Origin of the sequence: Nostoc sp. DedQUE05 (genome assembly GCF_034530955.1) — a bacterium.
Lineage (GTDB): Bacteria > Cyanobacteriota > Cyanobacteriia > Cyanobacteriales > Nostocaceae > Nostoc.
In genome coordinates, this window is record NZ_JAVRCB010000006.1 from 18,605 (window position 1) to 42,321 (window position 23,717).

At 42.8% G+C, this 23,717-nt stretch carries 17 protein-coding genes; 4 read left to right on the forward strand and 13 right to left on the reverse strand.

From position 1 onward, the window contains the following. Window positions 1-2 precede the first annotated feature (2 nt). The 3 genes from RMZ42_RS06040 to RMZ42_RS06050 form a co-directional block, all read right to left on the reverse strand. Complete coding sequence (locus tag RMZ42_RS06040; RefSeq protein WP_322670551.1) at window positions 3-449, reverse strand: DUF1257 domain-containing protein; 447 nt, start codon at window positions 447-449, stop codon at window positions 3-5. A gap of 229 nt (window positions 450-678) precedes the next feature. Beyond that, complete coding sequence (locus RMZ42_RS06045) at window positions 679-1,755, reverse strand: hypothetical protein (RefSeq protein ID WP_322670552.1); 1,077 nt, start codon at window positions 1,753-1,755, stop codon at window positions 679-681. Window positions 1,756-2,246: 491 nt separating this feature from the next. Then, window positions 2,247-3,743 carry an ATP-dependent DNA helicase gene (locus RMZ42_RS06050; RefSeq protein WP_322670553.1) on the reverse strand — a complete coding sequence of 499 codons (1,497 nt, stop codon included), beginning with the start codon at window positions 3,741-3,743 and terminating at the stop codon, window positions 2,247-2,249. Window positions 3,744-4,055: 312 nt separating this feature from the next. Between RMZ42_RS06050 and RMZ42_RS06055 the strand changes: the two genes are divergently transcribed. From RMZ42_RS06055 to RMZ42_RS06065, 3 genes are all read left to right on the forward strand, one after another. After that, window positions 4,056-6,755, forward strand: coding sequence for an ATP-binding protein (locus RMZ42_RS06055; protein ID WP_322670554.1), 2,700 nt, complete (start codon window positions 4,056-4,058; stop codon window positions 6,753-6,755). Between the two features lie 565 nt (window positions 6,756-7,320). Next, window positions 7,321-8,625, forward strand: coding sequence for an AAA family ATPase (locus RMZ42_RS06060; protein WP_322670555.1), 1,305 nt, complete (start codon window positions 7,321-7,323; stop codon window positions 8,623-8,625). Beyond that, window positions 8,618-9,100: a hypothetical protein gene (locus RMZ42_RS06065; RefSeq protein ID WP_322670556.1), complete on the forward strand. Its 483-nt coding sequence runs from the start codon at window positions 8,618-8,620 to the stop codon at window positions 9,098-9,100. Before RMZ42_RS06060 ends, RMZ42_RS06065 begins: the two co-directional genes overlap by 8 nt. 255 nt (window positions 9,101-9,355) lie before the next feature. On the opposite strand, the gene RMZ42_RS06070 is transcribed toward RMZ42_RS06065, so the two are convergent. From RMZ42_RS06070 to RMZ42_RS06105, 8 genes are all read right to left on the reverse strand, one after another. After that, window positions 9,356-10,126, reverse strand: coding sequence for a hypothetical protein (locus RMZ42_RS06070; protein ID WP_322670557.1), 771 nt, complete (start codon window positions 10,124-10,126; stop codon window positions 9,356-9,358). A gap of 271 nt (window positions 10,127-10,397) precedes the next feature. After that, a complete protein-coding gene (locus tag RMZ42_RS06075) occupies window positions 10,398-12,044 on the reverse strand; it encodes a TrbI/VirB10 family protein (RefSeq protein WP_322670558.1) in 1,647 nt (548 codons plus the stop codon). A 17-nt stretch (window positions 12,045-12,061) separates the two neighbouring features. Then, window positions 12,062-12,793, reverse strand: coding sequence for a hypothetical protein (locus tag RMZ42_RS06080; protein WP_322670559.1), 732 nt, complete (start codon window positions 12,791-12,793; stop codon window positions 12,062-12,064). An 84-nt stretch (window positions 12,794-12,877) separates the two neighbouring features. Next, window positions 12,878-13,996, reverse strand: a complete 1,119-nt coding sequence (locus tag RMZ42_RS06085) for a hypothetical protein (RefSeq protein WP_322670560.1) — start codon at window positions 13,994-13,996, stop codon at window positions 12,878-12,880. A gap of 141 nt (window positions 13,997-14,137) precedes the next feature. Then, window positions 14,138-14,953, reverse strand: coding sequence for a hypothetical protein (locus RMZ42_RS06090; RefSeq protein WP_322670561.1), 816 nt, complete (start codon window positions 14,951-14,953; stop codon window positions 14,138-14,140). A gap of 33 nt (window positions 14,954-14,986) precedes the next feature. Further along, complete coding sequence (locus tag RMZ42_RS06095) at window positions 14,987-18,319, reverse strand: hypothetical protein (RefSeq protein ID WP_322670562.1); 3,333 nt, start codon at window positions 18,317-18,319, stop codon at window positions 14,987-14,989. Between the two features lie 206 nt (window positions 18,320-18,525). Beyond that, window positions 18,526-19,161 (reverse strand): hypothetical protein, encoded by a 636-nt coding sequence (locus tag RMZ42_RS06100; protein ID WP_322670563.1) that lies wholly within the window; start codon window positions 19,159-19,161, stop codon window positions 18,526-18,528. Window positions 19,162-19,183: 22 nt separating this feature from the next. After that, window positions 19,184-21,229, reverse strand: coding sequence for a hypothetical protein (locus RMZ42_RS06105; protein ID WP_322670564.1), 2,046 nt, complete (start codon window positions 21,227-21,229; stop codon window positions 19,184-19,186). A gap of 67 nt (window positions 21,230-21,296) precedes the next feature. Between RMZ42_RS06105 and RMZ42_RS06110 the strand changes: the two genes are divergently transcribed. Beyond that, a complete protein-coding gene (locus RMZ42_RS06110; protein WP_322670565.1) occupies window positions 21,297-21,485 on the forward strand; it encodes a hypothetical protein in 189 nt (62 codons plus the stop codon). Between the two features lie 301 nt (window positions 21,486-21,786). Here the strand turns inward: RMZ42_RS06110 and RMZ42_RS06120 are convergent, their stop codons facing one another. Beyond that, window positions 21,787-22,590, reverse strand: a complete 804-nt coding sequence (locus tag RMZ42_RS06120; protein ID WP_322670566.1) for a hypothetical protein — start codon at window positions 22,588-22,590, stop codon at window positions 21,787-21,789. A 5-nt stretch (window positions 22,591-22,595) separates the two neighbouring features. After that, window positions 22,596-23,707, reverse strand: a protein-coding gene (locus RMZ42_RS06125; RefSeq protein WP_416211792.1) for an IS630 family transposase whose coding sequence is annotated in 2 segments (ribosomal slippage) — window positions 22,596-23,287 and window positions 23,287-23,707 — 1,113 coding nt in all. Because the reading frame shifts where the segments join, the coding sequence is not laid out codon by codon here. Window positions 23,708-23,717 lie beyond the last annotated feature (10 nt).

Sequence of the window (23,717 nt, forward strand, 5' to 3'; positions counted from 1 at the left end):
AATTACCTCCGAACTTGTTGAGTTTGCTGATGTGCTGAAAATGCGAGACGCAAAGTATGTACCTGACCATTGGTTTGTTCTGTGATGGTGCATTCTCCCAGATGTTCTTGTAACTGGGCTGCTTTAGCGCGAACCATCTTCTGTCCGTAGGCTTGTATTAAAGTGTGCGAAAAGAAGTCTTCTCCTAGTCGGGGTACAGTTTCATAGGCATCATGGATGAGTTGATACACCCCTGCCTCCTGATCCCACATAAACCCGATATCTGCGCGGACACTTAAACTACGGCCAGGGACAACAATCTCAGCACTTTGTCCTTGGGAGTCGTCGTAATAACCTCTCAGGGATTGTGGCTTTTCATAAACTTGGACGGTAAGCTGCAAATCTTGTAGAGCTTGTACTAAACATTCACGGTTAGTTAGTTTTGTAGTGACAGTTGAAAAATGTGACATTCCCTACCTCTAAATACTGTGGATTGGTAAATTAATGCGAACAGTGGTGATAGACAAGGAAGCAAAAAGTTCCTTTGCTAGCAAGCTTAGGAAGTGTGGGCGTATTGTCTTCCTCTACAACGCCACTTGACGCCAGTCGCCTCAAGTCGGGAAACCCACCCACCGCAGTGGCTCCCCCACACCTCGTTTTCGATCAACGACGATACAGACACGTTCTTGATTGTTTTTTCTAGCGAAGTTTGAGAGACATCGCTGTAGCTTTGGTTAAGCCCATACCCTCATCACTTGCTAATCGTTGGAGATGGCGTTGTTCATCCAAAAGCTTGGAGCAAATTTCATCCATTTTTTCCTGTAACTGAGAACGCCCTTGTGAATCCAGCTTTTTAGCATCCACAGAAGCGTTTTCGAGAACATTTTCTAGATGAGCCATCATTTGTCCAAGGCTGCTACCTGCTTCAAAACTGGCGTTAGCCAAAAGCATTTGGACTTTCTTGAAATGGCGTTCCATCTTCTTCTTGAAGTTGACAGGCTTTCGTCCTGGTTCCCAATTGCTCAAATCTTCGAGCAACTGGGCTGCTAGTTGTTCGCCTCCTGCGATCGCTGATTCCCTCAGTGTTTGTTCTAAATTTCTGTCATACTGTTCTATAAACCGACTTATTTGCCCTAAGCATTCAGCTTGTTTCTCTGACAGTTGTTCACTGATGGCGGGAATAATGACAGGACGACCAATTACGACTTGTAAATAGTCCTCTAGTTCCTCTAAACAGGGAAAAGCTTTGGCTAAGTTCTGCTTAACTTCTTGTTGTTGTTCTACAGATAACTGCCAAGCATTGAGTGAGAGAAATTTGTCAATACGTTCTTGATAGTCTGTGTACCCCTTTTCATACTCTTCTTTCAGTTGAGTGCGTAAAACAGGTGCAATATTATCTCGAATTTCGATTAGTTGATTCCAGACCAATGGCGCTAAGTCTATAGAACAAATCCAATCACCATTGTCATAATTCATCCATTCTTGGACTGAAGCAATTTCTTGCCTTAATTGGTTTGCTGCTTCGTCTAAAGCTTTGAAAACTTTGATGCCCTTTAAACCAACTTCTGAGGTTGTAACCTTCACTAAGTCAGATTCTTGTTCATCTTGAGAATATTTGAGAACATCTGTCCATTTTGGAGCATTACTCTTGGTTGTCTTCTTTAACTGAATCTTGAAGCGGATGCGAGTTTTATTCAACTTAGAGATGTTATATCTTTCAACAACAGCGTCTTTTAGAAAGGTTTCGCTTGAATGTGTAATCACTGCTTGTACCACATTTACTAGGAATAATAATTTTTACCCTCAGTAAATAAAGCGTAAGCTTTACCTTTTTGCCACTAATTTAGGCTATATTTTTATTCATAAACATCATTTAATTGCTTACTAAATTTAGTTAAGCTTGATTGTACTTTTAAAAATAATTTGAGACTAAAAAGCTGCTAAAATCAGATTATTAGCAGAAATATTGTAAAAAAAAGACAGTCTTTATATAGTTAATAAGCAGTTCTTAAAGTGAGCAAATGTTTCATAAGACATTATCTATTTCATAATCTAGCAATCATAAGCTAATCGTCATTTATTTTTCCAGATTTATTCGCTTATAGTAAAGGTTTAAGCCCTGCTTTCATGCAACTTAAATGCTCATTAGCTTATTTGATTTGTGAAAATTACAAGGCACAGAACCCCAATTTATCTAATAAATCGGGGTTCTCATTGTTCACGAATGATTAATCGGAATTTTGTGTCGAGATTGCTATACACAATTATTACCGGATAACTAATATCCGTTGTCTAGCCCGTGAGCTAGAAACATAGTACAAACGATTAAACTCTCTAATCTTGGCCAGTACTGCCTTACTGTCATCTCCTCGTTCTGGATAAAGTCGCTTACTCAAATCTTTACCATCAATACCCGCTTCTAAGAAAGTACTACCTTGGCTATTGTGAACAGTTAATGCAAAGCAGTTTCTGATGTTGGCAAACTGCTCTGAATGTTTGTAGTACTGCTTCCACAGAAAGGGATTACGCTTGGCACTTTTGAGTAAGCGTTTGGTTTCTTGGTCAAATTGTTTTTGCTCATCTTCATGCAGAACATAGATTTGACGCACAATCCCTTCATCTGTCTCTACCTTTAACCTCCAAGTATCATAGTTGTTGTAACGATCGCCAAAAACATCTAAAATAGTAAACTCTGTAGATGTAGAAAGAATCGTAGTTTTACCATCAGGAGCCATCACAGGATCTCTGGTGATTAATCTCTCTCCAGGAATAAAGCGATTGATATTTTCACCATATAAATGTGTGCGAATCTGCTGATTGTAAAAGTCAACTTGAGTATTAGTCCAGGATAAAATTCGGAAACAATCTGGGTTTTGAGCAAATTCTCTCTTCATCTTTTTGCAGGCATAACGCAGCAAAGTTTGACGTTTAACCATCAGCGCCCCATTACTTTTATCAGGCAGATATTTGGCATAAGGCTCAAAAGGATACTTGCTCTTGGTAACTGCATAGCGAGAAGCGGTGACAAACTCTAACAAAGGACTACCAGTTCCCTGACGCACAACTTGAGTTAAAACTGCTTTATCTGGCACTTGAAAACTAGGAGATTTTCCTTCATTAATTGGATTTAACTGTGCTGGATCGCCCATGAGAATAATTTTGATTTTTGTCCAGGTGGATGATTGGTTAGCAACATCCTCAATCCAGCGCCAGAGTTGTTTGCCAATCATGGAACATTCATCAATAAAGACAACATCAAATAGATTGATGTAAGAAGGCCCAGTTTGGTCAAGTACTTTCTCTTTACCTCTAGTTACCATACCCAGTCCTAACAACTGGTGAATGGTGAAGAATTCTACCCCAGTTACGCCATTTTCTGCCGCCATACGTTGCAGCACACCTACAGCTTTATTAGTGGGTGCAGTCAGTACAACTCGCTTACCCGCAGCGACAAGAACTTTAACTAGTTGGAATACAATAGTTGACTTGCCGGTTCCCGCATAGCCAACCAGCAGAAATAAAGCAGCCATCACAGTTGGCTGTATAAATGTCCACATTGCATCTAAAGCTTTTTGCTGCTGTTGGGTGAGTTGAAATGGAAAAGAACTTGTTGCAGCGAAAGTAGGAAGTGTTTGGATCATCATCGCTTCGCTAATTCCATTAATTGATCCACTCAATGCAGCGATAGCTGTTGGTTTTACTTCTCCGAAAAACAATACTCCTTCTGGTTTGAGGAATATGTTTTCATATCCATTGGGCATCATCAGCAATCAATATATTGAAAGTTTTTTAACATTCAGATGATTTAGTTAAATCTGGAGTTGCACATATATTTTTTTCTATGAAGGTAAACATCTTCAACCTTAAAATTATTGCTACTCAGAAATCCTACTTTAATTCTTGTGATTACAAATTTTCGCGCATGTCACCATACATTAGACCTCATTACGCATTAGCACGTATTTAAATATACTAAATATTTATTACACTTAAAATAGTTTTTAGCATAGGCGTGGCCCGCCGTAGACATCGCTCGTTTTTATCCAGCCTCACTTTGGAGCGTTGCTCCCATCTCTATGTTATTCATCAAACAAAAATACCTGCCTTACAGGATTGCATTTTTCAGTGTGGGAGTAACCTTGCTAGTAAAGCTGGGACTAGAGCATCTAACCGGAATCACAAGTTCTTTCAGCTTGTGGGTGATTGCTATCTCTATAAGTACTTGGTACGGTAGTATCATTTCAGGATTGACATCAGTATTTTTGGCTGCTTTAGCTAGTCATTACTTTTTTACAAACCCATCTTCTACTCTCAATAGTCTGGAATTTGTATTATTTGTTATCGAGGGTCTATTAATCAGTGTGCTAACTGCTAACTTTCAGTCAAGCAAACAACAGTCAGATACTGACAAAACAGAAGCCCAAATTAATCTAAAAGATTTATTACAGAGTCAGCGTTCACTTCGTAAAGGTGAAGAACTATACCGAACATTAACCCAAAATCTACCCAATGGAGTAGTTTTTCTCTTTGATCGAGATATGCGCTTTATGGGTGCTGAGGGTACAGAACTGCAAATCTTTGGTTTACCAAAAGAAGAGTTCCAAGGTAAAACGCTGCACGAAACTGTTCTCCCTGAGACTTACGATCTAATAGAACCAGCTTACCGTAGTACCTTACAGGGTACTCCAATGTGTATTGAAATCCCTTATAACAATCAAGTTTATCTAATACAAACTTTTCCAGTCAAAGATGAAAATAGCAAAATTCTGACGGGCTTGGCAATCTTCCAAAACGTCACGAACCGCAAACAAGCAGAAGCAAAAATTATCAAGTTAAACCAAGCTTTAAATCGACGAGTTAAAGAACTACAAACTTTGTTAGAGGTGATTCCAACTGGCATTGGCATTGCAGAAGATCCAGAATGCCGAACTATTCGAGCTAATCCGGCTCTTGCCAAACTGCTTGGCATACCTGTTGACGCAAATGCCTCTCTCAGCGCTCCTAATGATGAACGTCCAACTAACTTTAAAGTTTACCAGTCAGGCAGAGAATTAGCTCCAGAAGAACTGGCTATGCAATATGCTACCACTCATGGTGTGGAAATACTGGATTCTGAGATCGAGGTGGTTCGTGATGATGGTGTGAGAATTAACCTATCGCAGTATGCTGCCCCTTTATTTGATGAAGATGGAAAAGTGCGGGGGTGTGTAAGTATATTTTTAGATATTACCCAGCGCAACCAGGCAGAAAAAAAACTGCAAGCGGCTAGAGATCAGTTGCAGACTGTACTGGAGGCTGTACCTGGAATTGTATCTTGGGTCAGTTCCGATTTGTGCTATCTAGGTGTAAACAAGCACTTAGCTGATAGTTTTAATTTGCCTCCCGAAGCTTTTGTTGGTCAAGATATTGGTTTCTTAGCTAGTGGTAATGGGTTTCGTGAATTTGTGCAAAATTTCTTTGCTGGAAATCAATCTGAAGCATTATATGAGTTGAAATCCATAAGCGCAGATCGTAGTTATTTAATTGTGGCTCAAAAATATGACCAAAACAGAGCCGCATTTTTAATCGGTATTGATATCACTGAACAAAAGCGTGTAGAAGAAGAACTGAGACAAAAGACTGAGGAACTGGCAGAAATAAATCGAGTAAAGGATGAATTCGTCGCTGTCTTGTCTCATGAGTTACGTACTCCCATGCATAATCTCCACGGCTGGGCGCAACTATTGCTAACTGAATCTGAGATGGATGAAGCACTGAAAATTGAGGGACTGGAAACGATTGAGCGGAATGCCCGTCTACAAGTTCGCTTAATTGACGATTTGCTGGATCTGGCTAGGATGCAGAAGGGCGAGATGAATTTGGAAATCGAACCTGTTGACCTAGCAAGTGTAATTCGGTCAGCAGCAGATACTATTCGATTGTCAGCCGAAACAAAAGGCATTCAAATTCAGTTACATCTTGATGCTGCTGTGTCCAACGTTTTGGGTGATGCCATTCGTTTACAACAAGTGGTTTGGAATTTGCTTTCAAATGCAATCAAGTTTAGTTCCAAGAATGAAAGTGTAGAGGTGAGGTTGGAGGAAGTTGAGTCTCAGGCTCAGATTACTGTTATTGATAGAGGGAGGGGTATAGAAGCAGAATTTATACCATTCGTCTTTGAACGGTTTAGTCAGCGTGACGCTTCCACTACTCGTTCTGCTGGTGGATTAGGGTTAGGACTTGCGATCGCTCTCACAATTGTAGAACTCCACAATGGCAATATCACAGCAGCCAGTGCGGGATTCGGCAAGGGTTCGACCTTCACGGTGAGGCTACCTATCGTGACAATGACAAAGCAGTTGAGTAATGACGAACTAGTCGTAGGAGAATTGCTGCATGGCAATCAGAAAATTGCCCAATTGCAGAACTTGTGCATTCTGGTTGTGGATGACGATGCAGATGCTCGGATGTTAATGCAGACTGTTCTTCAGAGCGCCGGGGCAGATGTATTAGTGGCAGCATCAGTAAAAGAAGCATTGGCACTTTTAGAACAGCAATCGCCTGCTCTACTGATTAGTGATATCAGTATGCCAGATGAGGATGGCTTTACCTTGATTCGTCAGGTTCGCTCCCGCAGTATAGAGCAAGGGGGACAAATTCCAGCGATCGCTCTCACTGCTTTTGCTGAAGCCAAAAATGAGCAACGTATTTTAAAAGCAGGGTTTCAACTTTTTATTGCCAAGCCAATTAAGCCAATGGAACTTGTGGATAAGATCATAGAGGTGTTAAAAATTTGATCAACAGTATAGCAATCACCTGACGGCATTCGTGGTGAGTTAACTGAAACTCACGGTTATTGCAGCGAATGGTAATGTGATAACAGTATCCTGGTTTGATCTCAGGGGGTTTTCTGGACATCTTTCAGCTAGCGAGTGAGGTATTCTTGCTTGAATACCCCACTGATTACCTTACTATTCCCGTCAAATATCGCCTGATTAGCATGGTAGTATTTGGCGGGGAAAGTCATGGTGTGTAAGATGGCAATAGAACTGTATCCATCATCCTTTCGTTGCGACTGTGGGCATCAATCGGATTTCTTTGAGAATACCGTCTCTGATATGAAAAACATGAGCATCCGTAAACAAGTCACTTTAGGAGACTCTGAAGATAACGAACACAGAATTGTTTTTTTCAAGAGTAAGGCAATAGAGATTATTTGTCCCCAACTCGGAACCTGCACAATAACCGACTCACAGTAACGGGCTTTAGAGATGAGTCACCACGCCTCACTGTCAGAACTCGATGCCCTCTTCGCCTCCCTCCACCATTGAGCCTTGAGATGATAATCGTAAGATGAGTGCCATGCTGACAGAATTTACCCTCGCCAGCTTCAAAAGCTACAGTACAAGCCGATTGCCCCTTGGATCGCTGACAGTACTAATAGGTGCAAACGCCGCAGGTAAAAGTAATGCCCTTGAAGGTCTGCGCTTTCTGTCATGGCTGGCACAAGGACAAAAACTTTCTAGCATTCAATATGCAGTAAATAGTGCAGAGCGCGTTGTGCGCGGTCGAGTAAATGACTTGTGCCATCGGGGAGAGTCAAATTTTACCATTGGTTGCCGTTTAGACTACCCAGACTGGAACCAACTCGATATAACCCTGAATGTGCGTGACGGAGAACTGCACATCAGTAGTGAGCGAATCGTTGGCTCGACAAGTCAAGTGCCGCTATATGACCTAGATCAGCCTTCTCAAGGAGTAGGGACTGATGTTGGTGTCGCATATAACAACTTCACAAAAGGGAAGAACAAGCCACGAGTAACGTGCAGCGATCAGATGGCTATATTCGTGCAATTAGACACCCCTGCCCATTTTGATCCAAAGTACCCCAAATCCCAAAAGATAATTCCTGAAACCGTCCGCGAATATCAACGAGTTTTAAAGAACATCCTGTTTCTAGATCCCGTCCCCGCCAGAATGCGCGAGTACAGTTTCAAATCTGATAAGCGATTACAAGAAGATGGTACCAATCTTTCCAGCGTCCTGTATCGCTTGTGGGAGAACCAAGCCGAAAATCAACAGGCAATTCTCAACTTTATCCAGAGTCTACCAGAACAGGCTATAGATGGGCTAGATTTCCTTTTCGGCCCACGGGATGAAGTCATGGTGCGACTAGCAGAAACCTTTGGCAATACCCGTCGCTATTGTGAGGCGGCATTGTTATCCGATGGTACTTTGCGGGTATTGGCTATAACTGCTGCTATGCTATCGGCACCCGTTGGTAGTTTAGTGGTAATCGAGGAAATTGACAACGGTGTTCATCCCAACCGCGCCAAGCATTTACTCACCAGTATCCGGGATATTGCCGAGCGACGGAAGTTACGAGTGCTGCTTTCTACCCATAACCCAGCCCTAATGGATGCCTTACCTGATGCGGCTCTCGGTGATGTAGTGTTTTGTTTCCGAGATCCAGAGTCAGGAGATAGCCGCCTTGTACGGCTTGGGGATATGTACGATTTCCCAAGTCTGATATCTCAGGGGCCGCTCGGTCAACTGGTAACTGCTGGGGTAGTGGATCGGTTCGTCAAGTCGCCGCACACACCTGAAGATAGAAAACAGCAAGCTATGGAATGGCTGTCTCGTTTGCAGGAGTACAGCAATGAGTAGTATCTGCCTAATAGATACCAGCATATTCCTCGAAATACTAAACGTTCCCAACTATAATCAGCATAGAGCATCAGTTCTCGAAGATTTTCAGACCTATGCTCAATCTGGCTGTACTTTTTTGTTGCCTATGGCGACGATACTTGAAACAGGCAACCACATTGCCCAGAACGGCGATGGCACAATGCGAAGGAAAACCGCTCTACGTTTTGTTAAAGAAGTTAAAGAGGCATTCACAGGCGTAGCTCCCTGGAGACCTACTACATTCCCAAACACGGCAGAGATATTGGAGTGGATTGACAACTTCCCCGATCTGGCTGGCAAAAACAAAGCTCCTAATAAGCAAGAAGGAACCAGTTTCGGTGATTTCAGCATCATTCAGGAATTTCATAAGTCCTGTAATCTCTTCCAAATGAGTGAAGTGTTTATCTGGTCATTAGACAGTGATTTACAGAATTATCACCAAAGGGGAAAATGATAATACCTAGCATCAGCATCCAGATTAGGGCGAACACATATTGTCATTAAGAAGCCTGTGTTCTCAACAAATTCTCAAATAATCGCATTAAGTAATGCTTACTGACTTATCACTCAGTTGCCTTTTTGACCGTCGCTATCTCCCTGCTTCAAAATTACCAATTCAAAATTCTTGCATTAATTGATTTTTCTATTTTCAAATTTTGAATTATCTGAATTTAGAAAAAAGAAATGTATTTTAACCAGTGCATAACCTCTAGCGTTGCTGTCCTAGTCTGAGTAGGCGGTCATTTAAGGCGATTCTCCCTAATTCAGAAATAACCTCAACTGGAATACCAACAGATGTAGCTGCTTCTTTTATTGTTACTCTGCTATTTCGTAACAGAGATAAAACTTGCTGCACTTTAGGAACAACTGGATCGCTTTTGTTGGTGTAACCCCGATTAATAGCAATTCTCAACCCGGTTTCAATATCATCTACTCTCGCTCTGCGATTTTTATCTATTAATAGTGTCTGCTGTCCAGCGATCGCGCTACTTTCAGAAGCCGCTCCGCGTCTTAGCGCAGTGCCGGAGCCAATGACATTTGCAATCTGAATACCAACATACCCAGTGTTTCTACGCACTGGGACGATATCGAAGTTGTAGAGTCGTTTTTGTCCCGTTTTGTCTACAGTTTGGACAAGTAAGTTAGTAATGGCAGTGGTGGTAGCCCCTGGAAACTTTAGTGGTTGGATTGCCCTCAGAAAGATGGTTGTGGCGCGTCCGCTTTTTAAATCTGTATCTGTGGTGTAGACCAATCGTGAAGGATCTGCTACCAAAATGTAGGCGATTGCCTCGTCGGTTTGAGTGAAGCTAATGGGCGTAGCACGTCCTGGAGTAATTTGAACCTGAATTCTATTGTTTGCAGCCATATCCCGTTCAATCAAGCGATATGCAGGAGTTTGTGCTTGTGCATATACAACAGGTATCGTTACCCCAAACAGTATTGTGGTGCTAGTAATAACAAGAGTGGCAAATAGTTTCATACCAATTTTTAATTTTGGACTAGAAGTTTTGACTTATAGGCTGTTCCAGTAATCTCAAATATTAAGTTGTAGAACGTTCAGTTTGTATCTATTCAATAACCAGGATGCTGTATATGAATTGATTCCAATTTGTTTGAATTTTAAGCATTAGTGAATCAGGGGATGATTTCGTCCAATTTGTCAGGAATTTTCAATGGTTTCAACCGCCAATTCATCCCGCATTTATGCAACGTCGAATTTTAAATTGCTGACTACCCGCACCAAATTGGTATCATCGTTCAACTTTTAAAAAACTATTGACGACAACCGAGACTTCTGTACCTTCAGGTAAAAACTGGATATTTGGACGTTGTAGTAATTCCTGTACTGCTTGGTCAGAGCGTTTAGACATACGTTCACTGATTGGACTAAAAAAGCCTTCTAGCGCCGCCGCCCAAATCTGAGGATTAGAGTTACTAGTAATAGTACTTTGATTAAAAGTGCCACTAGAAACAACAGTGCTAGATTGAGTACGGGGCTGATTCACTATGCTTCCCACCTTACCTAAACTACTAAGTAATCCAACTAGTAAATCTTGTTGGGCAATATCTGTCCCCACATCATTCAACTTTTTAGCAATTAACGGTTTTTGTCCTCGACCGCGAATTAATAGAGTCTCAGCGGGAATGGTTTCCTGTTTGACTGTGCCTTGGGAGTCAGGGTAAACAAGGGCGATCGCACTAGCAGATACCAAGTTATTCTTTTTACTTACTGCCACTGTTTTCGTTACTAAAACAGTACCAGCCGGGAGTGCCACCGTGCCATCTGTGGCTGTGAGAGGTTTGGTTAATTCGATAGCAAAGCGATCGCTGGGATTATTCCCCTCCTGATCCCAAATCATCGGCATGATAATTCTACCTTGGGCAGATGTACCTAGTGCTACCTCTTTAGTTTCATTTACATTGAGATCGGCTGAAGATGCAGGGGTACGATTTAGGATACCTACCATTCCTGGAGTCAAGTTATCAGTTTTACTGTCAGTGCTTTTAGAGCCAATTAAAACTGTTTGAATACCAGGGTCTTGTGGAGTGGAAATGGATGCCCTAGCTGTTGGTTTCAAGGCTGTTGGAGTTTGAGTGTTAACTGCAACTTCTGGCTGAGTTTCAGCTACTTTATAGTTACCGATTTGCGACTGTCCCAGGCTAGCTAGTTGGTTCCACTGCTGGAAAGGATCGACATTACTTTCAGGTTGTTGTATTGGTGGTGAAGCTTTATAACTTACAGGATTTGGAGAAATATACCGCACTACTGGAGGTGCAGGTTGAGAAATTCTTACAGGAGTTATTGGTGTTGTGCGTGATGCAGGAGTTGTGGGCGGTGAAAAAGTTTGAGGTGCTGTACGAGGAGGTGGAGATGGCGTTGGTTTGGGTTTATTTTGTAGTGTTGGAGTTGGGGATTTAGCAGCAACAGGTTCTACTTTGAGTTGTTGCCGTTGGTCTTGAAACGCTAATCTGCTTTTAAGTTCGGCAGATTCATCCAAAACTGGTTCGTCTTTTGGAGATGTAGTAAGCTGTTGGACTACTTGTTTGACAGGAGGTTTCGGTTGGAGAAATCCAAACCAGATCAGTGCTACAGAGCCAATAACCATTCCCACTAAGGCAACTACTGAACCTAGTCGCACACTAGGTTTTTCTGCTAAAGGTCGCTCTACTGCTCCTTCTGCATCTTGTTTCAAGCGATATTCTTCGGAAATGAGGTCACTTGCGGTAGGGTTATAACCTGCCAACAACTGCTCCTCTTCAGGGCTGATATCATCATCAGCGACCAAAGTGGCTTGGGTAGAGCGATGATTGCCGTTAGTACTGTTGAATTCCGGCGAATAATCAGCAGAATTTTCGTTTAGGTAGTCAAATTCATGGTTTTGATTTGAATTGCTCATAATTATACCTTTTTACTTTAGCGTCGTTGCTGAGAATTGAACTCAACCATCTTGGTAATTTGCAGTCCAGACGATCGCACTTCATAAATTTTCTGTTCTACAAGGGGGGCCTCTTTACCTAAAGGAGATCGGGGAATCTCCACTGCTTGGACGGTAAAGGTGCGGTTAAAAGGAATACGCTCATCTCTACCAGTTGTGCGGTCAACTAAAATGCGGGTAGCAATCATGTCTATTTCCCATTCCCCAGGTCGTACTGCTCTCGGTTCTGACAGATAGGAAATAATAGTGGTGCTACGCAGCTGACCTGAAAAGAAGCTAGTAGGAACTAATTCGGCAATCTTCGGTAGAGAAGCTTTGGCAAATTCCGGTTCTAGCAGCAGGGAAGCAAACCAAGTATTTGTGGGAATCCGCCCATTTCTACCAACTTGAATGCCTTGGTCTGGTTGATTAGTGCCAGTGAGTTTGTCATCCCAGTTAAATGTTAGGGTTGTCCAGTCACTAACTACCTTTTGAATTACAGCTGGATAGCGCCAGTTGCGGTCTTGCTCGGAAATGTAGATTGTCTCGCCATTTACTAACTGGGCAAAGGTCGTCTTGCGATCGGCGATTTTATGGACCCTGAAAGCGGTGAATAGAGTCAACAAAAATATCAAACCGTTAAATGCAGTTAGGCAGATAAAGCAAACAGCTAGCAGGTTTTTGGCTTCTGGAAGCAATGGAGCTTGAAGTCGTTTAATTTGCAGAGTCATACCAAATTGGCATAAGTAGTATTGTTTGAGAATTCTGGAACAGCTTTGTGTTAAAGGTTTTTAATCTAAAATCCAAAATTGGTATTACCCCCTACGGAGTAGAGCAATACTGGTTGCAGTTCCAATGGCACTGCTAAAAATATCGATTAAGCCTTTGACATTGGCAGAAATGCCGTTATAGATTGCCATTCCCCCACCTCCAGCTATCAATACCGCTAAAACGGGTGCAAAGATGCTTAGGAAACATAAAAATGCTACATCAGATGCTAATTCAGCACCCGACTTCACCAGGACGACGGCTGCTAAACCTACTAAAATGTTGTAACCAAGTTGAACGCCAAACAAGGAAATAAACCCTGTCAGCCATGCCCAAATAGGACGACCTTGTAATGGCAGTAAAGATAAACCAACTGCGATCGGTGCAAATAATGCCGTCAGCAGCAGAGCAGCTTCCAAAATATTTACAAAGCCCCATTGCAGGGCATATAGGATAAAGCGAATAATGGGGATGGCAGTATCTCGAAACACACTACCTGGATCGTTGGCAAACTGAACAGCAGTACCGATTTGACCGGGCAAAGTTCTATTCCAGAGAAAACTACCAAAATCTCGTAGTGGTTGGAGTGGAGATTTAGCTTGCTCTTCAGCTTTGGTAACAATTGCCTGTGCCTGGATTTGCTTTGAGTTCCAGCATTCAACTAACTCTGTACCGACTTTTCCTTGACATTCGCTATAGAGGTTTTCTAGCTGTTGTCTAGCGATACTGCTAATTGCCACATTGGTAATAGCATCTCGAAATGTTAGTTCACCAACTTGAAGCTGAAGAACGCTTTGCACTTGGTTGTAAGCGAAGCCTCGGATAACAGTAATTGTCTTCGCCAGCATATTGCCGTTGGCCCCCAAGAAAATCATAATCACGATGGGCCAAACAAAGATTGATGCCAGTTCTGACCATGATTGCTTTTCAATGATTTCTTTGCCAGTGGTTAGCGCCACAAATAAGATGCTGGCGGCTCCCAAGGTGATGCCCAATTTAATCAAGCCAATCCATAATGCCGAACCGAGGGGATCTAAAGTAACTAGCCAGACGGTATTCCACGACTCAACTGTGGCACGAGAAAGTTCTAAAGAACTGGAGATAATTTCTAGGGCATCGGATTCTCCGCCTGTTACTGGAAATGATTGAGCAATAATGTGGATCATGAGTGTCATCAAAGAGGAAATGGGGCAGGGGGCAGGGAGCAGGGGGGAAAACCCCATAAATAAATTTAGGGGCTTGAAACCCTGGATTGCTGGGGAATTCCAGAATATTTCTCCCCTGCTCCCCTGCCTCTTTGGTCAAAGCTACTGATTGGCACCAAGGGTAATGCCACCAGGCATGATCAACAACCCCGCCTGTTGAGTGGCAGCGTTGCCTGCGGCAACACTCTTACGGCGATCGGCAGTATTGATGGCTGAAAGTTCCTTGGCTGTTTGAGCGGTTAAGGTGTTACTCAATGCCCTGTCAATGCGTGCTTGCTGGGCTTCAATAAGCATCCGCTCGTTGACGCGACTGCTAAGGGCAGTCTGTTGGGATAGGTTTTGCAAAATCTGTTGGGTGACATCTAAACTTTGGGACTCCTCACCTAAGCTGACGCTTTCTTGAGTATCTTGTTGAGTAGCTTGCTTAATTTGAGCCATCTGACTTTGGGCTGTTTGGCTCAAAGTAGCCTGATTAGCGATTTCTGTGGCAACTGTTCTAGTAGCATATTTACCAAGGTCTTCACGGATACCATAAGAGCTTTGACCATTGGTTTTGTTCTCCAAAGTTTCAGACAGCACGGCACCAGGGTCGTTGTTGGCTGAACCGTTCATAATTCCTGCCAAAACTTTGTTTAAATCTGGAATTTGAATTGCACCCAAGGCAGAATTGAGCAGATTGCCAAGAGGATTAAATAGGTCATTTTGAGCGAAATTTTTGACATCTCCCACAAAATCACTGATTTGAGATGCTGTGTCTGCGGTGAAAATACTACTACCAGTAGTTTTATTACTAACAGCAGCAGCTACTGGATCTCGACCGTTGTCTTGAGTGCGAGCAAGGGCTGGACTGGCGATAGAACCAAGTGACAAAATTAGAATCGGTGCTATCAATCTGATAAAGGTAAGTTTAAATTTCATGATTCACCTTCCTTAATGCAGTTTTTAGATATATCAACTTGCAATCAGGCTACTTTTAGCCTGTTGGTCATCGTTACTCTCTCGGCGATCGCCTTCTTGTTGCAGAGATGCTCCACTTTGGTGGATGTCCGCAGGACTTACCCAATCACGCAATGCTGTGGTTTGATGTATCTCTTGACCAATATGCTTAAAGCCTTTGTTTTCCTTCAAAGCAGGAATGTAAGCATCAGTAAACGCTCTCAGTCCTAACAAATTGCCTTTAGCGGTATCTGGATACTGAGCCATCACCCGTTCTCGTGCTTCCCGTTCATCTTGGTTATTGGCAACACTAGCCAGCATCATTTCTCCAGGGTAAAAGCGGGTACGCCAGAATCTACCACCTGTTTCTACTAGCCAGCAGGAATAAAGGTCGCTGGTACGGGGCAAAAATGCTTCAGTCGCATTCTGACTGATAATATTGACGGGATAGCCCAGATACTGTTGGAAAGAAGCAATACCGCTACTGGTAATACGTCCGGTAATCCGGTAGGTCATGTTCTGCATAATTTGAGCGCCTGTTGAACACTCGCAAATGGTATCCGGGTCTTGGGACAACAGTAGAACAGCAATGCCTTCTTTCCTTCCCGTGGCACAGGTTTCGCCTATAATCTGGGCAAAGCCATCTTTACGTAAAAGCACTGAAAGCTCATCGCCAATAAACAAACTTTTAGGATGGGATAAGGCATTACGGATACAGGCACTATGGGCGTTAATTGCCATCAAGTAAGCATCCTGTTCGTTACTCAATCCACTGAGGGCAAAGAACTTAATCGCCGGTAATGGGGAAAAAGTGCTGGGACGAGCGATCGCTTTCCCTAACCTAGATGCGAGTAAAGCGCTAACCTGATTTTGGATTTGGTTGAGTGCCTGTCGGTCAATTTCTTCAAAGGATCTGAGATTAAGGCGCTCTCTAGTGCAGAACTTGACGAAATCTGGTAGCGTGGGTATCTGCTGCCATTCTGGTGAAAGCCAACCCATCTCAAAGGCTCGGTTGTAGCGAGTAATAATTTCTGGGTCTTTTAGAAATACGTCCAAAGCTTTGACTAGCAAGGCATCAACCCGTTGAGCCAGATGGGGGTTTTCGACTTTACCCATTGCGATCGCTGTTAATGCTTTGCGAATAAAGTCTTTCCAAGATTCCATGCGCCGTTCCCGTTCTGACTTGTCGAACCGTCGCAAATCTGGGGGTTCCAGTAGGTTACTGCTGCCACTGGAAATATCGTAATATGCTCCTTGCTCGCCCAAAAGTTCAATTGCCGTCTTGAAAGTGCTGTTACCACTGGCAGAGATATCCATACCAACAACGGGAATATTGTTCGCTAATGCCTCTAGAGCAAAGCGCCATCCCAAAACGCTCTTTCCTGAGCCGGAAGTACCTGTAATTAGAGCGCGTCCAATCTGCTGGTGAAATAAGTCCACATAAATAGGTTTGCCACCACGACTGGTAAGGAATTCCACACCTTGTTTATCGATGTCCTTGGGGACAGTTAGGGGCATAATCCCAGCCACAGTATGGGTATCTAAAGTTATTCTGCGTTCGCTGAGATTGCCTCCGTGCAGCAACCATTTGCAGGTAATCGGCAGGGTTTGCAGCCAAATTTCCCAAGCAATATTACGCTCTCGAATTACTTTGGCAGTCTCAAAACTGTTAGCTAACAAGTTGCAAGCGTGGGTTAACTCTTGGGCGCTGTGACGATAAACTAGAAATACAGGCGCACAGTGCAACGCTTTTGTCCCTTCATAAAGTCGTCGTTGGGCTTCAAAGGATTCCTCCTGTTTTATTTCCGCTCCAACGTCCCGTCCCTGTCCTTTGGTTATGGCTAAAGTGCGGGCTGTTTTGGATTGTTTTGCCTGACGCGCTAGGTTGTCTTGGATTAAGAAGTCGTTGCTGCGGCTGATTTCAATCCAAGCTTCTGTATCATGAACGTAGCTGGAAGCAAGGATTTTCCAGACCCACTTTAGCTGCTCTTGGGCATTAGACCAACCGACGGGGGGATCTGTTACAACCATGACTCCACAAACCTTGCTTTTACCTGTGAGGTAAACTCGGTCATTATCTCCCCGATGTTCGGGACAAGCGGAACGTCCCTGTTGTCCTTCAATCAGTAATGTACAGATGTGCTTGTCGGTGGTTAGGGTTTCTGTTAACTCCAATCCCGTCTCAGTCTCCTTGAGTGTAATGACTTGGGGAATAGGAGGTGCTGCACCTTCATTAAATCGATTCCAAAGCCATTGCCACAAATCTGTAGCATTGCAAGGTGTTACTTCTAAGCCAATTTTGGTATTGAGTAACAATTCCCACTGGATAAATCCTTGCTGAAACCCTTGCAGTAATAGCTTTTTGAAAAACTCCTCTTGGTAAATGCGTTTGTTCCCTGTAATCAGTTCAACTGCCCAAGAGCCAAATTTTCTGAATTTTTCAATCAGTCCACCCACAAAATCCTTTTGCTGTGAACCAGCTTCATCATCGCTCGTCCAAGTACAGAAGGCAATTTGGTTCCAGATTTGGCGAGAACCTGCTTCCTTGAGTTGTTCCACCCGCAATTGCTCGTTGCGAAGCAGCACAGAAACTGGTTTCAAGTGGCAATCGTCTGCTAAGGCAGTAAGCGGGGTTTGGCGTTTGTGCGGTACTCGCTTGGTAGAGCCTGTCTGTAGGGGATATGACTCAGTATCATCACTATAACAGCCTGTACAAAAAGTAATTTTTTCACCGGGAGGTAGTTCTTTCAAACCCTCTTCGATAGAGTGGGCAAATTCGCTGACCTCATTTTCATGCAGCATGTCATGCAGTCCAGCGATGCGAAACCCAAACACGAGTTGATACTGAGAGTTGCCTTTATCCAATAACAGGGCAGCCACTTCACGATCATCCTTCTTAATTTCTGCAATACAGCAGATGTTTACCTCATTTTGGAAGGGCATGAGCTTACTTTTGCCTCCATATTGATTCGGTACAATCAGCGGCTTGAATCGGATTTGCACTTGCGAGTCTGCGTAGCGCCGACGCACCCACCAGGGTCGATATTCGGGAATCGGTGAGATGTAAATGCTGTTACTATTGCACCACTCTGTTCCCGGTGGATTACGCCATCGATCTAAAAACTGATGGGGCTGTTTGCCTGTAAGAATCCACCAGCTGAGAATTAGCCAGAATGAGGTGGCAAAGAACCAACCCATACCCAAACTGAGTAAACCATTGGTGAGAACATAGCAAACTACAATGATGGCAATCCAAGGAAGTAACTGTTCAGCCGGAATTGGCCCAATGCTGGCTTGCTTGCCCAGAATCCGATTGACTTTGATGAATTCTCGATTGTCTTGTGCCATATTTGTGTAATTCTCTAGTGCTGCATTAGTAGTCAGTCAACCAAGAAGTGACAAGTGAAGATAAGGGGGAGAATAGGACTTTTCTTCTTGTCAATAACCTCTCAAAGTTGTCTAGACCAACTATGCTCATCCCCCACTGATGAATTCTGACGAATGTTTTCTGACTTCTGAATTCTTATTTAATGGGTATAAAATTCAAGTTGGGTTTACCTGATGGCTGATGTTGTTCCTGTGCCATTACCCACAAATATGAAAGTGATAACATCAATGGCAATTACGATGGAGAACGCTAAACCAACTTGAGTAACAATCGGTCGCCAGTCGTTACCTTGCTGTGCTTGGTTGTAAGCAAATAAGGAAGCAGCAGCAACCAGTAGCAAGAATGCACCTCTGATGAGGTTGAATGTTAAACCAACAACGTTGGCATCCAAAGTACTAGTGGAACCGCCTCCTGCTTGGGAACTTTGTTGAGCTAAATTGTTGAAGAAGCTTTCCAACCCGCTTAAGAAAATAGCTTGGGCTGGAGTTGTAAAGGTATCGAGTAAAGCGGTAACAGTTATAATGGCGGCAACAATATGCCAAAAGCGAATTTTTCTACCTAAATACTTTTCTAGAATTGGTACTGTCCGAATTAGGTACCCAATACTCAAGAAAACAATGGTGGCACATCCCAAAATAGTGACGAATATGGGTTTGGTAGCTAACAAATAAATTCCAATCGCAAGACATAGTAAAATGAAAAGTAAGTCCGTGCGGTTGATTTTCAGGTTTCTCAAGTTGGTTGAAAATTTCCGAGATGACAGCAGTTTTAACTGAGAAATGTGAGATTTTGTGTTGTTCATTTTTCTCTTCTCGTTTGTAGAATTAAACTTGCATTTCTGGTTTGCTGGCTTTTCTTTGAGTTTGTTTCTGGCGTTGCCTTGCAGTATCTTTATCAGCCGGGGCTTGGGTAGAGCGAGTTGATTGCTGATTGTCCAGTAGCGTTTCTATCTCACGCAGGGGGATGCTGCACTGCAAAATCTCTGGGGGCTGCCCTGGTACTAAAACGGCATCAAGCACTTGTTCATCGTTACGATTAGGGTTAAATCCTTGAAGTAGCCGTGTATCATTGGGCAGTTTTACTACTTCAAACTCGTACTTGACTTTGCCCTTTTCAGTCCAGGTGAATGTCGGTTCATCGTTGCTGTTAAATCGGTTAGGTAGTTGTTCTTGAAATTTTTGAATCAATGCTTGGGTACTGGCTTTGAGGGCGTATTCTTCTTTCGACTGTGGCAGTTTGCAAATGCCAGTCTTTTCATCAGGGCTGAGATTGTCTTGTGCGATCGCCCACTGTCCCTGAGTACGAGTACCAGCAAAGAGTGTTTCACCTTGGGTATTTTCTAAGGCGATGGCTACGCCCGCCGCAGGCATCGCTACCTGCTTGTCCTGTGCTTCTACCCATAAAGTTTTGTTACTGGAAATGGCGATACCTGCTTGGGGAGATTGGTCAAATAACTCACCAGCAACTTTGGCAAACCCCACTAAAGCATCGGCACAAGCGGCTTGCTGTTGCTGTGCTTGGCGTTTCGTTAGATGTTCTAAAATGTCAACGTCTGGTGGTGGCTGGTTAGCAGAGTTAAGTTGGACAATATCTGCATCAGTTTGTGACTCGACAACAGTAGAATTATTTGGTGGTGCTGCCATCTGTTTTTCCAATCGGCTAATTACCATTTCTAAACGGTCAAGTCGCTTGGAAAGAACTTTCAGGTAGGCTTCAATTTGGTCAAGCTGTTCGCTGACACTGGCATCCTTATTTAATTCAAATGGTTGAGATTGGTATTTAGGGTCTAGTTGGGAACCAAGATTATCTACTTTAGAGCCGATTTTGGTAGCAGCTACAGCCAGTGGATTGTCTGCGGTTGATTCTTCAGATACAGTTTGAAAATCTTGAGACTTTTGAGACTCTGGTGAGTCCGGCTTTGCTTCTTGCAAGCGACTGGCTATGTTATCTACGCGGTCATTCTGCTGTTGCAGTTCTTTGAGAATTTGTTCCAGCCGCTTTTCATCAGCCTCGGCTGCTAGCTGTTCCAAAACACCTTGTCCTACCGCAATTCCCAGAGATGCCAGTTGACCTGTTAAGCCTGCCAAATTCACCCCATTTACTTCTCGTCCATTGGTGGCAGCTGTGGCACTTAAACGCGAAGCTTCGTCTAGAGGCTCTCTGGATTTGGAGTTTTTGGCAGCAGTTTTATTGGTCTTAGCTCTGTCCTGAGTTTTAGGTTGTGTTTTAGGCTGAGAATTACTTTGGGTTTTAGTTGAAGTTTTGGCTTGAGTTTTAGTTTGTGCTGCGCTAACACGACTAACAGATGGCTCGTCTTCTTCACCTAAGTCATCTAGGTCATCAAGTGTGGTGTTGAAATCGTCATTTAATAGGTCGTCTAGTTCATCGTTTGTATCATCTATTTCTTCATTTTTTTCATCTAAATCGAGCAGGTCATCTTCTAATTCATCATCGAGATCGTCTAGTTCTGTTTCAGCAAAACCGCAAATTTCTGCAATGTTAGAAGGGGTGAAGTAGTTTTCATCTTTGCTGGTAATTCCTTCGAGGTTTTTAATCAGGTATTTGCCACTGGTTCTGTGGTTCGGATCATTAGTGAGGTAGAAGCGATAGCCTCTAATCTCGTCATCATCCCCACCTCCTACACAGAGTTCTACTGTGATGGGGGCTTTACCCGATTCCTGGCTGTAATTTTCTACATAGGCTTTAAAGTCTTCGTGGGACTGGATAGAATCATCTTGAATTGAGGATGCGATCGCTTTATCGAGTGTATTTTCAATATGGCGCAGTTTGCGGCGATCTGTCAGGTTTTCCCATGAGCGATTTTGAGAATTTTGTCTTTGCTTAGGTTTGGTCAGTGTTTTGGTAGCCATAGGTACTCAAAGCTGATTGCCTTAGCAGTTAGCCTAACAAGGCTTGATCTGGAAGCAGCTAGACCAAATGGCGATTTATAAGTTGTCCAGTTGGCTAATCTTGACAGTTCGCAGTTTTCTGAACATTAGTCTGCGTTTCTCCATTTCCTTAAAAACCCACTCCCATCTGGCCAAGTCTTCTGGTGTAGCAGTAAATCGCAAATCGTTAATTTCAGTAGACCGAAAAGTTCTGCGATCGCCAAAAAAGATTAGTTGATGATACAGAAATGTTGAATACTGATACAAAACTTGGTTTTCGTTTCTAAATCACAAAAATTAATCACTCTATAAGCTTGAGCATCATCATATTCACCAACTTTGACCAATCGAATTTACTCCTCAAATTATAGGTTTCATGTTAAACAGTTAACTACTTTGTTCAAGGTTTTGCTATCAGTTATAACTAGAGTAGTTGCAGTCACAGCCAAACTAAATAATCCTGTAACTCAAAAATTTTGCTTCTTCACCTCAATACTTTACAAAAACTCTATCACACAGCGTTCGCAGAACTTTTCGGTCTACTGACTTTGGCAAAATGCTGTCATTCGGGTAATTGCTGTGGGTAACTGATTTGTCTTAACAATTTCCCAATTAGGAGTAAATATTTTTCCACGAATATTCTCATGGTTACTGGTAATATTGGTTATTGTCGGAAAGCTCAAGCTGTTACTTTTTTCGGCATCAAGTTGATTCCACTCTATAAGGTAACTATCAATGTTTAATGGTTCATCTGGTCTAGGTGGCGTTCCTCCACGTCCAATATCAAAAAACTGCACGGCTTCTTTTCCGTCACTGACTTGGCAGCCTTCGGAGAGTTCAACTATGCGGGGTGTTTCAGGTAATTGTGTTAGTCCACGGCTGGGGTCAATGCTCAAGTCATTGAGTTGTGTAGTACCGTCTTCTCCAAATCTAGAACTAACTGTAATATCGCTGAGTGGCGTATCATCTTCGCGAAACTCAAGACCAAATCTGCGTTGGCTGGTTATGCTAACGTTTCCTCCTCGGTCTGTAAAAGCTTGAGCTTTTACATCATTATCCTCTCTAGGAACGGCAACTACGAAACCTTTTGGAGCATTGATTGTAATGTTTCCACCATTTCCTCCTGCTTGCCCCTCGCCAGCACTGGCAGAAATGTTACTTTGATGGCGCATTAGCAACAAGTCCAGCACATTGACAGTAATGTTTCCACCATTAGTTGATTGAGTAGCAGCGGTAATGTCTCCATTGTTATCTAGGTTAATACGACGGGCTGAAACTTGTATATCGCCACCTACACCAGAGCCTTGGCTGTTAACAGATACCCTAGTAGTCTGCCAAGGCAACTTTGCTAGGTTGGGTTTGGATATAAACGCTGCATTTTTCGGCGAGCATCTTTGGTTTGGAAACCCCAATAGACACTGGCTTTTTGTTGATTACGTTGTTTCTCCCAAGCGGCAACCTCAGAAGTTAATGTTTTTGTATTAGGAATACGCCGTTCCAAGCATTGGCGAGATAAAACAGATAATTCAATTTCTACTTGATTCAGCCAAGAAGCGTGTTTAGGAGTATAGTGAAACTCTAATTTTTGAATAATTCTACGTGCTTCTTCTGGTGGAAAAACTTCATATAATGCGCTGGGGGTATGAATATTCAGATTATCAACTACTAAACGAATAACATCGGCATCTTGGTAGCAAACATCTACTAAATTTTTCATCTGAAGAGCAAAATCGGCTTTAGTTCGACGTTCTGTAACTTCGATATGCCGCCAGCCTGCCAAGGGTTGAAAACATGCAAATAAATTTACTGTCCCGTTACGTTTATACTCGAAATCATAACGTTCAGGCTGCTCCGGCTCTGGTGGCAAAGGAAGTCTTACTTCTTCTACTAACTGGTATGGACGTTCATCAAAACAGACTACAGGGCGTTTAGGATCATAAGGCTCATTGTATAAATCCAAAACATCTTCCATTCGGAAAACATATTCTGCGTTAACTTCAGGAATGCACCACTGTTCTTTTAACCACGGTTTGATTTCATTTTTTTTAAAGTTTGACGCACTGTTTCATCCGAAATTGAATCTATGATACCAACGTTCACTAAATGATCCGCTAATAATTGCATTGTCCAACGTACTCTTCCAACTGGTGGATTGGAACAAGCAGTGGCAATTAAAAATGCTTCTTGTTTTTCATCTAATTTTTTAGGCTTTGGTGGGTGAACTTCATCTTCTAAAGCAAAATCTAACCCCCCAACGACAAATTTTTCTCGTATTCTTTGTACTGTCGCAACATGCGCTCTAACTATGCCAGCGATCGCTTGATCCGTTTCTCCTTCAGATGCCATCAGAAGAATGTTTGCACGGGTTATGGTTCTTGCTTTATGCTTACCTTTCTTAATTATCGATTGCAGTTGACAAACTTCATCTTCACTCAAGTCAACGATGTATTTTTTTGCCATATTATTCCCT

Bases quoted from the DNA above. Each gene is read 5' to 3' on its own strand.
- RMZ42_RS06085 (WP_322670560.1), bottom strand. From the start codon at position 13,996: ATGATCCACATTATTGCTCAATCATTTCCAGTAACAGGCGGAGAATCC.
- RMZ42_RS06090 (WP_322670561.1), bottom strand. From the start codon at position 14,953: ATGAAATTTAAACTTACCTTTATCAGATTGATAGCACCGATTCTAATT.
- RMZ42_RS06105 (WP_322670564.1), bottom strand. From the start codon at position 21,229: ATGGCTACCAAAACACTGACCAAACCTAAGCAAAGACAAAATTCTCAA.
- RMZ42_RS06075 (WP_322670558.1), bottom strand. From the start codon at position 12,044: ATGAGCAATTCAAATCAAAACCATGAATTTGACTACCTAAACGAAAAT.
- RMZ42_RS06110 (WP_322670565.1), top strand. From the start codon at position 21,297: ATGGCGATTTATAAGTTGTCCAGTTGGCTAATCTTGACAGTTCGCAGT.
- RMZ42_RS06060 (WP_322670555.1), top strand. From the start codon at position 7,321: ATGCTGACAGAATTTACCCTCGCCAGCTTCAAAAGCTACAGTACAAGC.
- RMZ42_RS06065 (WP_322670556.1), top strand. From the start codon at position 8,618: ATGAGTAGTATCTGCCTAATAGATACCAGCATATTCCTCGAAATACTA.
- RMZ42_RS06070 (WP_322670557.1), bottom strand. From the start codon at position 10,126: ATGAAACTATTTGCCACTCTTGTTATTACTAGCACCACAATACTGTTT.
- RMZ42_RS06055 (WP_322670554.1), top strand. From the start codon at position 4,056: ATGTTATTCATCAAACAAAAATACCTGCCTTACAGGATTGCATTTTTC.
- RMZ42_RS06050 (WP_322670553.1), bottom strand. From the start codon at position 3,743: ATGATGCCCAATGGATATGAAAACATATTCCTCAAACCAGAAGGAGTA.
- RMZ42_RS06100 (WP_322670563.1), bottom strand. From the start codon at position 19,161: ATGAACAACACAAAATCTCACATTTCTCAGTTAAAACTGCTGTCATCT.
- RMZ42_RS06040 (WP_322670551.1), bottom strand. From the start codon at position 449: ATGTCACATTTTTCAACTGTCACTACAAAACTAACTAACCGTGAATGT.
- RMZ42_RS06095 (WP_322670562.1), bottom strand. From the start codon at position 18,319: ATGGCACAAGACAATCGAGAATTCATCAAAGTCAATCGGATTCTGGGC.
- RMZ42_RS06080 (WP_322670559.1), bottom strand. From the start codon at position 12,793: ATGACTCTGCAAATTAAACGACTTCAAGCTCCATTGCTTCCAGAAGCC.